This window comes from Pseudomonas sp. NPDC088885 (assembly GCF_044750025.1).
Lineage (GTDB): Bacteria > Pseudomonadota > Gammaproteobacteria > Pseudomonadales > Pseudomonadaceae > Aquipseudomonas > Aquipseudomonas rustica.
This window is the reverse complement of sequence record NZ_JBIVJB010000028.1, coordinates 45,349-56,796: the sequence shown is the minus strand read 5'-3', so window position 1 is coordinate 56,796 and position 11,448 is coordinate 45,349. Positions and strand designations below refer to the sequence as shown.

Annotated in this window: 4 protein-coding genes and 1 pseudogene; all 5 read left to right on the top strand. The window is 56.9% G+C overall.

Going from position 1 to position 11,448, the window contains the following annotated elements; translation table 11 throughout:
- The coding region (gene nuoN, locus ACIP1X_RS14200; protein WP_400752920.1) for an NADH-quinone oxidoreductase subunit NuoN at positions 1–1,342 on the top strand (1,342 nt) is incomplete at its 5' end.
- A 269-nt stretch (positions 1,343–1,611) separates the two neighbouring features.
- Positions 1,612–1,707 (top strand): annotated as a pseudogene (locus ACIP1X_RS14195) (transcriptional regulator); the annotation flags it as partial.
- A 536-nt stretch (positions 1,708–2,243) separates the two neighbouring features.
- On the top strand, positions 2,244–3,569 hold the full coding sequence (locus tag ACIP1X_RS14190; protein ID WP_400752917.1) for an OprD family porin: 1,326 nt from the start codon (positions 2,244–2,246) through the stop codon (positions 3,567–3,569).
- A gap of 479 nt (positions 3,570–4,048) precedes the next feature.
- Positions 4,049–8,605, top strand: coding sequence for a SpvB/TcaC N-terminal domain-containing protein (locus tag ACIP1X_RS14185; protein WP_400752914.1), 4,557 nt, complete (start codon positions 4,049–4,051; stop codon positions 8,603–8,605).
- Entirely contained in the window at positions 8,602–11,355 is a 2,754-nt protein-coding gene (locus ACIP1X_RS14180) for an RHS repeat-associated core domain-containing protein (protein ID WP_400752911.1), read from the top strand. Before ACIP1X_RS14185 ends, ACIP1X_RS14180 begins: the two co-directional genes overlap by 4 nt.
- The last annotated feature ends 93 nt before the right edge of the window (positions 11,356–11,448 follow it).

Genomic DNA, 11,448 nt, shown 5'->3' with positions numbered 1-11,448 from the left:
GGTCGCCGGTCTGAACCTGGCCCTGTTGTCGATCCTGCCAGCCCTGAAAGTCGCGCCTCTGGCCGTGACCCCGTTGCTGCAGATCGACTCGTTTGCCTGCCTGTACATGGCGCTGATCCTGGTCGCCACCCTCGCCTGCGTCACCCTCGCCCACGCCTATCTGGGTGATGGCGGTTCGGGTTACCCGGGCAACCGTGAAGAACTGTACTTGCTGATCCTGATGGCCGCCGCCGGTGGTCTGGTTCTGGTCAGCGCGCAGCACCTGGCCGGTTTGTTCATCGGTCTGGAACTGCTCTCGGTACCGGTTTACGGTCTGGTGGCTTACGCCTTCTTCAACAAGCGTTCGCTGGAAGCCGGCATCAAATACATGGTGCTGTCGGCGGCCGGTTCCGCGTTCCTGTTGTTCGGTATGGCCCTGCTCTACGCTGACGCCGGTTCCCTGAGCTTCACCGGTATCGGTCAGGCACTGGCCGCGACGGGTCTGCCTAGCCCGCTGGCACAACTGGGCCTGGGCATGATGCTGATCGGTCTGGCGTTCAAGCTGTCGCTGGTGCCGTTCCACCTGTGGACGCCGGACGTCTACGAAGGTGCACCGGCGCCGGTGGCCGCGTTCCTTGCGACTGCGTCGAAGGTTGCAGTGTTTGCGGTGATGGTGCGTCTGTTCCAGATCTCCCCTGCCGCCAGCAGTGGCGTACTGAGCGACGTGCTGACCGTTATCGCTATCGCCTCGATCCTGTTCGGTAACCTGCTGGCCCTGACCCAGAGCAACCTCAAGCGTCTGCTCGGTTATTCGTCCATCGCGCACTTCGGCTACCTGCTGATCGCACTGGTGGCGAGCAAGGGTCTGGCGGTGGAAGCCATTGGCGTGTACCTGGTGACTTATGTGATCACCAGCCTCGGCGCCTTCGGCGTGATCACCCTGATGTCCTCGCCGTACAACGGCCGTGACGCGGATGCCCTGTACGAATACCGCGGCCTGTTCTGGCGCCGCCCGTACCTGACCGCCGTGCTGACCGTGATGATGCTGTCGCTGGCCGGTATCCCGCTGACCGCTGGCTTCATCGGCAAGTTCTACATAATCGCTACCGGTGTTGAATCGCACCAATGGTGGCTGGTCGGCTCCTTGGTACTGGGCAGTGCCATCGGCGTCTTCTACTACCTGCGCGTGATGGTCACCCTGTACCTGATCGAGCCAAACCTGCGTCGACACGACGCCCAGTTGCACTGGGAACAGAAGGCTGGCGGCGTGATGCTGCTGGCCATCGCCCTGGTCGCGTTCTTCCTGGGTGTGTACCCGCAGCCATTGCTGACACTGGTTCAGCAGGCGGGTCTGGCGGGCTGATTGCTCGGCTGGCTAGAAATGAAAACGGCACCTTCGGGTGCCGTTTTTGTTTTTGTGGGATTTAACATCAAAAGATCGCAGCCTGCGGCAGCTCCTACATTGGGACGGTATGCGGTCTGTAGGAGCTGCCGAAGGCTGCGATCTTTTGACCTTCAACGCCCTCGCCTTTTTAGGAATCTGCCTGCAAAGCGGTGAGCAATGGCTGACATTCAACAGAAAGCATGACGGTTAAATTTGAGGATCACCTATCTAGTGGCGATCCAAAAACCATGAAGCGAAATATTTTTTCTGAGTTGGTGGACGGCCTTGATGCTCTAGCCGACGAGCGCCAAGGCAAAATCACCTTGAAGAAGACACGTGTGAAACGGATCGGCGGCATGAAGGGCAAGCTCACACGTCCCGATAATACTGATGACTCTCCACCTAAAGGCTTTCTGCACAAATTCGAAAGATAGGGGTCACTTCTGCCCACAGGTGTTCTTTCAGACTGGCCCTGACCCATGTGGGAGTGAGCCTGCTCGCGAAGGCGTCGGCACATTCAACATTTTTATTGCCTGACACACTGCTTTCGCGAGCAGGCTCACTCCTACAAGTTATGTGTCGTGCACAAATTCTGTGGCCATCCCGGATCATTGTGGGAGCTGGGCTTGCCCGCGAAGGCGTCGGCACATTCAACATCTTCATTGCCTGACACACCGCTTTCGCGAGCAGGCTCGCTCCCACAGGGTTCAGTGGTATTCACACCCGCCACATGACGAAATTGTAATTCCCTCATCACCTTGGCGTTATCCGCAGCTTGCAACGATGTCACCCGGCGACCATGCCGGCGGGCCCTCGCCCGTCGAACAATAAAACTCACGCCGAAGCACGTTCCCGTTCTGCCGAACTCCAGGAGTGACTGATGCTTAACCCTACAAAAATATCGATGGCCGCTTTAACGGTGGCGATCAGCGCCGGATCATCCATGGTAGTGGCGGAGGAAAAAGCCGAAGGCTTTATCGAAGGCAGCAGCCTCACCGTCCTCAACCGCAACTACTACTTCAATCGTGATCACCGCAACGGCCAGTCCAGCCCTACTGGCAATGGCTATTCCGAAGCCTGGGCGCACGCAGTGATCAGCAAGTTCGAGTCCGGATTCACCCAAGGCACCGTCGGCTTCGGTGTTGATGCGTTTGCCATGATCGGCCTGAAACTCGACACCGGTGACGGCCGTAACGGCGCTCGTAGCTCCTTCGATGTGTTGCCGGTCAACAGCGATGGCCAGGCGCAGGACGAGTACACCAAATTCGGCGGCGCCGCCAAAGTGCGCGCGTTCGATACGATCGTACGGGTCGGCGATGTGTTCCCTGCCACCCCGGTGGTCGCCGCTGGTGACTCGCGATTGCTGCCCGAGAGCTTCAAAGGCGTGACAGCCATCAACACCAGTATCGAAGGCCTGGCGGTACAGGGCGGTCGACTGCATGCAATGAGCCAACCGACCTCAAGCGACCTCAACGATAACTTCGCCACCTTCTACGCCGGCCCGGTCAATTCCCCGTGGATCGCCTACGGTGGCGGCGATTACGCGTTGAACAAAAACCTCACGTTCAGCCTGTATTCCAGCCGCCTCAAGGACGCCTGGAATCAGTACTACGCCGGTACCGCATGGACGTATCCATTGGCAGATGACCTGTCATTGTTCGGCGACCTCAACTATTACAAGGCCGTCGACGAGGGCAAACAACTGCTCGGCGAATTCGACAACAACATCTGGAGCGGCCGCGTCGGCGTCAAACTCGGCGCCCACTCCGTCGCCCTCTCCCACCAGCGCAACAACGGCAACGACGACTTCGATTACCTGCGCCAGTCCGACTCGATCTTCCTCGACAATTCCATCCAGTACAGCGACTTCAACTCGCCCAAGGAGCGTTCCTGGATGGTGCGCTATGACCTCGACATGACCCCGTACGGCGTGCCGGGTCTGTCGTTCATGACCCGTTACGGTCGCGGCACCGATGCTGATTATTCCAACGCCAACGCTGTGTACATGCGCCGCGACGCGGAGGGTAATCCGCTCACCGATCAGAAGCGCTGGGAGCGCGATGTTGAAGTCAAATACGTGGTGCAAAGCGGCTCGATGAAAGACCTGTCACTGCGTTTGCGTCAGGCCACGACCCGCGCCACAGCGTTCGAGTCCGATCTGGAAGAAGTGCGGGTGATCGTCGAATACCCGCTGGCGATTCTGTGAATTTCATGAGCGATCAGATTCACCTTTAGAAGCTCCTTGCTCCTTTGGAAAGAGGTGAATTTTTTGGCGTCCTTCGGGGCGCCTTTTTTTTGTTGAGGACAACACACCTGTAGGCGCTGCCGAAGGCTGCGATCCTTTGATCTTGCCCTTGAAGACAAGATCAAAGGATCGCAGCCTTCGGCAGCTCCTACAGGGATTAGCGATAAAAAAACGATCCGTTGAACGAATTCGGTCTAATAAAAGCGAGTCGACCTGTCAGGTCTGACAGGTTACAGCGAGGTCGTTTACCGCTAGCGTTAATCCGCCGGGCATTGCGCCGATGCCACCGATTTGCCAGGGGGAATTAATGATATGGCCGTCGCAGAGACAGTGTTCGAGCACATGCATTTCACGGTCGACTTCGCAGGCGCTTCGCTATGAGTGAACAGCAACCTCAGCAACAGTCGACGATGCAGATCAATACGCCTTCGCTGCCAAAAATGGGCGGTGCGATTCAAAGCATCGGCAAAGGTTGGGGACCTATCGGCACCAATGGTGCCGCATCGCTGCAAATACCCTTGCCGATCTCCAGCGGGCGCGGTTTTGCTCCAGGGTTGGGGCTGAACTACAGCAGTAATGGCGGCAACAGCATCTTTGGCATCGGCTGGCACCTGAACATCAAAGTCATCTATTTACGCACCTCCAAAGGTGTCCCGGAATACAAAGGTAACGATCTGGTCACAGGTCCTGACGGCGATGTGTGGATGCCCGAGCGCGATGATAACGGCGCCCTCATCTCCAGAACCACCCGCCAATACAACGGCGTGGACCTGGGCGACAGTCACACGGTTGTGCGCTATTGGCCCAGAATCGAAAATGCTTTCAACCTCATCGAGCGCTGGTCGACCGCTGCCGACCCCGCGGGCTTCTGGGTCTTCCACGGTGCCGATGGCATCGTCGAGATATATGGCAAAAACCCACGCGCGCGCGGGGCCGACACAAGTGATCCACAGCGAGTCGGCGCATGGCTGATCGAGGAAAGCCTCAACACCCGCGGCGAGCACATCGTCTACGAATACAAGGCCGACGAAGAGGCCCCAACCTTGCCGCAGCTGCGCGACTATCGTGCCCAGCGTTACCTCAAGTGCGTGTACTACGGCAACGCGAAAGCCCATCCACATCTGTACGCGTGGGTTGCCGATAGTTGGACAAAAGAACACTGGCACTTTCATCTGCTGTTCGATTACGGCGAGCGCAGTACTGCCCTGGAAACCGCACCCGACTACGCTGAAAATAACCTATGGCTCAAGCGCAGCGATCCATACTGTAACTACAGCTTCGGTTTTGAGATAGGCACTCAGCGCCTGTGCCAGCAGGTGCTGATGTTCCATCACTTCCTCAAAGAGCTGGGGCCGACACCGGTACTGGTCCAGCGCCTGCTGCTGGATCACCGCGCCAGCCCGCTCGGTTTCAACCATCTGGTCGCGGCACATATTCAAGCCTACGGCGCCGCGAAGCAGGTCGAAAGTCGTCCGCCGATGGAGTTTCACTACAATACGTTCCAACTCGAACCCAAACGAACGGGCTGGACACCATTCCCGGACATGCCGGGCCTCAACGACGGTCAGCGCTATCAGCTGGTGGATCTGCACGGCGAGGGCATGCCGGGGGTGCTGTGCCGTCTTGATAAAGCCTGGTACTACCGCGAGCCGCTGCGCTGCGAAAGTGGCGGCGACGCTGTCTGCTACAGCGACTGGATGTCATTGCCGTACATTCCCACCGCTGACAGCAGCAAGCCCATCCATCAATCGCTCACCGATTTGACGGGCGATGGCAAACTCGACTGGGTCATCGCCATGCCGGGGATGCGGGGGTACTTCACCTTGGGTGCTGATCGCAACTGGGCAGACTTCCTCCCCTTTGCTGCGTTCCCCAGCGAGTTTTTACACCCAGAATCACGCCTCGCCGATCTGCTCGGTAATGGCCTCAGCGACCTCGCAATGATCGGCACCCGCAGCGTGCGGCTGTATGCCAACTGTCGCGAACAAGGATTCGCCGACGGTATCGACGTACCCCATCTGGCTAAAACCCCCGACGGTGACGACGATGAACTGCCGTCGTTGATCGACGATGAATCGGAAGTGGTGGCATTCGCTGATCCGCTCGGCAGCGGGCAACAGCATCTGGTGCGCATCCGCCATGACGAAGTCAAGGTCTGGCCGAACCTGGGCCATGGGCGGTTTGGCAAGGGTTTCGTGTGGTCTACGCTGCCTTTCCTTTACAGCGAGTTCAATGCTGCTCAAGTACGGCTGGCTGACCTCGACGGCTCGGGCGCGGTCGACCTGGTCTACCTTGAACCCGAGTGCCTGCGGGTGTTCATGAATCGCGCCGGCAACGGATACGCGCAGACCTCCATCGACCTGCCGTGGCCACCGGACGTACTTTATGACCGACTGAGCCAGGTCACCGCCGCCGATTTGCTCGGGCTTGGCTGCTCCAGCCTGATCCTGACAATTCCCTACATGACGCCTCAGCACTGGCGTTACGATTTCGTCGATGCCAAGCCTTATCTCGTCAACGGCACCTGCAATAACATGGGCGCCAGCAGCCACGTCACTTACCGCAGCTCGGCACAGGAATGGCTGGATGAAAAGCAGGAGGAAACCGCACAGGGCAGGACCGCAGTGTCCAAACTGCCGCTCGCGATGCACCTGGTGAGCCGACAAACCCAGCACGACGAGATCACCGACAACACACTCACCCAATGTTTCACCTACCGAGGCGGTTACTACGATCCATTCGACCGCGAAAGCCGGGGCTTTCGCTTGCTCAAGCAAACCGACACCGAAGCCACCGCAGCCGAACGTGCGACTGCCGGTTTCACCGCGCCAATCCTCAGCCTGACCTGGTTCCATACGGGCGAGCAGATCGACCCGCCAACGAAGGATTATTGCAGTCACGACCCCGACGCCGTACCGCTAAAACCTGCATTGGTGCAGAAATACCATTTCAATGATCGCGCGCTTGAATTGCTTGAGTCACCCGATGAAGACACCGCCCGCGAAATTGCCCGCGCCCTGAGTGGCCAGGTGATGCGCACGGAGATCTACGCGGCGGACGATCCTGAGGGCCAACGCGTGCCCTATGCCGTACAGCAGGCGCGCTACGCAGTGCGCATCCTGCGCCCCAAAGGCAAGCATCAACCTTACGCGGTGCAGCAGCCCTTGACGGTGGAGGCGATCAGTTACAGCTATGAACCGACCATTGTCGACGACCCTTTATGCCAGAAGACGATTAACCTCGAATGGGATGAGTACAGCAGAGTCATCCACGCCATTACCGTCAATTACGCTCGCCGGAAAACCGCACAAGACCCACCGCCGTTCACTGACCCCTATCACCAGACCTGGTGGCGCCACGCCCACGATGATGCCCAGCAAAATTTCTACCTGACGCAAACAAAAGCGCGGCACATCCATCAACCAGACAAAGAAGCCTGGCGCCTCGGCTTGCCCTACCAGACACGGGGCAACGCATTGGTTCTGGACAAAACGGCACTGCGCCCCGAGCAAATCAATCATGAAGACGTGCTTGCGCTGAGCGAGGACGATGGCGAGTGGGCGAAACAATCGGTACTGACCGGAATGTCGCGGCAATTCTACAAGCACCCCGTAACCGGCCAGACCCTTGCGCCCGGTCAAGCCACTTTCGAGGGCCTGCCGGCCCACATCGAAAGCGCAGAACTGGATGCCATTGCCCTCAGTGCCTACGACAAACTCAAGGATGATCAGGGCAACATGCCCTTCAACCTCAAGGAAAAACTCGAATCGCGTGAGGTCGGCTACAACATCATGGAGCCGTTCCTGCCCGAGGTGAAACAGGCTCCGCTGGCGGATCCCGACGATGCGAAAAACTATTTGTGGGCGGTGCACCGAGGCTTCCCCACCTACCTCAAGGCGGTCGGATTTTTTAACATCGAGAAGTATCAGGAGACCCAAAGCCATGGCTTAACGCTGGTCTGCTACGACGACTACTCTTGCCTGACCACCGCCGTAACGTTGCCGGACGGCTGCACCACACGCATTCTCGATATTGATTACCGCAGCTTCCTGCCGGCCTCGGTCGAAGACGCCAATCGTAACGTTCAGGAAGCGAGTTACAACGCGCTCGGTGAACCGCTGGTCACCAGCTTCCACGGCACGGAATATGGTCTGGACGTTGGTTTTCATAAACTGGAAACATATGTTCCGCCTGTTGACCGCGACCCGGCCATTGCCATTGCTGATCCAAAAGAGGCCATTGGAAAATTCGCCAGCGTCTGTTTCACCGACGTTTTCAGCTGGATGGGGCGTATCTCCCGCAGCTCGCCACCTACCGCGCAATGGATAGCATGGGCCAGACAGGAGGGCTTTATCCTGCCCAGCGGGCATATCTGCGACAGAGCGCGTCAGCACCTCGCTGGCCTGAAAACCTTCGACCCGAACGAGACCGTCCTCAAGCAACAAGTCAATGCCGCCCAACGCGAGCCGGTATACAGCGCCGTCTTGCAGGCCGACCGCTACCCCGATGACCCGGATATGCAAGTTCGGTTGAGCATTACGTGCTTGGACGGTTTTGGTCGACAACTGCAAACCAAACAGGAGGTTGAGCCGGGCAAGTCATGGCTGGTGGGCGCAAACGGTGAGTTGATTCTCAAGCCCGACGGCACGCCGGAGGAGGCCGAAGTGCCACGCCGCTTCCGCATCAGTGCGCCGGTCGAGTACAACAACAAGGGCGAGACCGTGAGGCTTTACCGCCCCTACTTTGCCGATAAAACGCTCTACATAAACGACCAATCGATGCGCCAACATGCGTTTCACGATCAGCAGTTTTACGACGCGGCCGGTCGCCCGACCGAAACGGTGTTGGCGAAAAAAATGCTTCAGGGCAATCCGCCGGAAATGAAACCCCTGCGGCGGGAGACGTGGTATTGGATCTGGTGCACCGTGGCGTTTGATGAAAACGACTTATTCGACCCGCCGCCGGCGAAACGGCGCAAAAAAATGCCGTTCCCATGAGTTGGGGGTTTGACGCCCATACTCCGCAGCTGACGGCCACCGACAGCCGTGGCTTGCCGGTGCGGCAGGTTGCCTATTGGCGGCAAGATCTCAGCGATCCTGAGGCACGGCTTACCTTGCAACAGCATGACGCCGCCGGACGATTGGTGGCGCAGCAGGATCCGCGATTGCTGGCGGATGCTTCGGCACCTGCGAACCTTGTGTCGATCTATTCGCTATCAGGAAAGGCTTTGAGCACCGTCAGTGTTGATGCCGGATGGCGTGTCGATCTTTTCGGGGCGGCGGGTCAGAGTATTTGGGGATGCGATGCAAGGGGAAGTCAGCGCCAAGCGGGATACGACAACCTTCTTCGCCCGATCGCGGTATTTGAGCAAGCGAATGATGGCGCGTTGTTGTGCACCGAACGCTACGAATATGGCTGGGCTGATTCAGCATTTTCCGAGCGAAACCAGTGCGGGCAGTTAATCCGCCACGATGAGTCGGCTGGAGTTCTGCGATTCGAACAGTTTGGCTTGGCGGGTGAAGTTCTGATGTTAACCCGGCATTACCTGCTCGCACTTGAAGTGCCCGACTGGCCTGAGCCAGTGCCTGAACGTGAGGCTTTGCTTGAGCCCGGCACCGAGGCCACAAGCCGTTCGCAATTCAATGCACTGAGCGAAGTCATCGAACAAACTGACGCCAGAGGTAACCGACAGTTTTTCAGCCAGACCCTCGCCGGCCAGTTGCGCGAGGTTCGTCTGCAATTGGCAAAGAACACTGCAGCGAAAACCTTGGTCAGCGCTATTCGCTACAACGCCCACGGTCAGACAGAGCAGGAGATGGCCGGCAACGGCGTGATCACCTCGCTGGAATACGCCGCGCAGAGTGGTCGCCTGACACGACTTCAAGCCAAACGCGGTAACGACACTCTGCAAGATTTGCGCTATGGCTACGACCCGGTAGGCAACGTAGTCAGCATTGAAGACGCCGCCCTGCCCATTCGTTACTTTGCCAATCAGCGGATTGAACCGATCAACCGTTACGTTTACGACAGCCTCTATCAGTTGATCAATGCGACGGGATGGGAGGCTGGCGGTTCGAATCAAGGCCCGGCATTTTCGCGGTTTGACGATCCCGCGTCGTGCGCCAACTACACCCAAAACTACCGCTATGACCGTGGCGGTAACTTGCTGGAACTGACGCATGACGGGCCGCAGAGTCACGGTCATCGACTGGTGGCGGCTGCGCAGAGCAATCGGTGTTTGCCGGTGATCAATGGCGTGGAACCGAGCGAAGAAGACTTCCGCAACAGTTTCGATGCCAACGGTAATTTGCTCAATCTGCAACCGGGGCAATCTTTACGCTGGGATCTGCGCAACCAATTGCGCGAAGTCAGCCCCGTGGCGAATGACCGTGAGCGTTACGTTTACGGCGCCGACGGTATGCGCGTTCGTAAAGTGCGCTCTACACAGACCAGCGCCCGAACGCTGGTATCAGAAGTTCGTTATCTGCCTGGACTAGAACTGCGCACCCACAGCGGCACGGGGGAAGCGTTGCAGGTGATCACCGTTCAAGCCGGACGCAGCAGCGTGCGGGTTTTGCATTGGGAACCAGAACCGCCCGAAGACATCGCCAACGATCAATATCGTTACAGCCTTAAAGACCATATCGGTTCCTGCGCGCTCGAACTGGCCAGCTCAGGCGACATCATCAGCCAAGAGCGCTATCACCCGTTTGGCACGACCGCATGGTTTGCCGGGCGCAGCGAAATCGAAGCGGGTTACAAAACCGTGCGTTATTCGGGGCAAGAGCGAGATGCCACGGGGCTTTATTATTATGGTTTCAGGTATTACGCGCCGTGGTTGCAGCGATGGCTGAATCCGGATCCAGCAAAAACAGTTGACGGGCTGAATCTTTATTTATTCGCAAAGAGCAATCCCTCCAGCGGGTATGACTATCAGGGAATGGTATATATCGGAAAAGGCGACGATATTGAAAACGAGGCACTCAAAGAAGGATCCTATTCAATCAAATACAGAGGAAATAGTGACGCGTTTAAATCAGGCAATACAGAGTTCGCGCAAACGAATGAAGCCGCGATGGAACTGAGCATTCATCTTATACAAAGAAGCATCAACGAGTTAGAGGCAAAACAAACACAAAAGCTAACTCGTTTTTTAAGAGGAAAAAATGCAAAAGACCACCCAAATTATTTAATCAAAGAAACGGCAAATACAGCTCTAAACATCTACAGAACTACACATCAAGAAGCACTCCGGTACCAGAAAGCAGGAGATAGACACGACCAAATCGTGTACCTGGCAGGCGAGTCGGATCAATTGAAACCTAGTGCACTCACCAACCCCCGAGATCCACATGGACGAATTTTCGTGACAGAAGAGTTTGCGCAGAGGAACATAATCGGAAAGGCCTTTACTTTCATCCACGAGCTAACTCATCTTGCCGAAGATACACCGGATCATTTCCCCTACCCTGTCCACTTCAGTAAATTTGTTTCAAACAAAGAAGCACAGCTTGAGATCGCCAACCTGAAAAAAGTGTCTGACAGCGTTCATAACATTAAAAGAAATGACTTCAACACCCTTGAAGATTTTGAGCCTCACCAGATAACCAATGCCGACACATTAGCAATGTATCCACTTCTACAACTGAAAGACTCCGAAGTTAAACGCATCCTCGAAAAACCCACTTTTTCTCATAGTGGCAAGCCAACGATAATTCAAACCATCAAGAAGAACCTGAAACTGTAAACTACCGATTCGATTTTCAATCACCTCAACCTTAGTATGCCGCGCCTCCCGGCCTTGTCGTCGGCTGTACTAACGTCTTGTTACTACAGAAGC

Excerpts from the sequence above, each read along its gene's own strand:
- ACIP1X_RS14180 (WP_400752911.1), top strand. The coding sequence starts at position 8,602 with ATGAGTTGGGGGTTTGACGCCCATACTCCGCAGCTGACGGCCACCGAC.
- ACIP1X_RS14185 (WP_400752914.1), top strand. The coding sequence starts at position 4,049 with ATGGGCGGTGCGATTCAAAGCATCGGCAAAGGTTGGGGACCTATCGGC.
- ACIP1X_RS14190 (WP_400752917.1), top strand. The coding sequence starts at position 2,244 with ATGCTTAACCCTACAAAAATATCGATGGCCGCTTTAACGGTGGCGATC.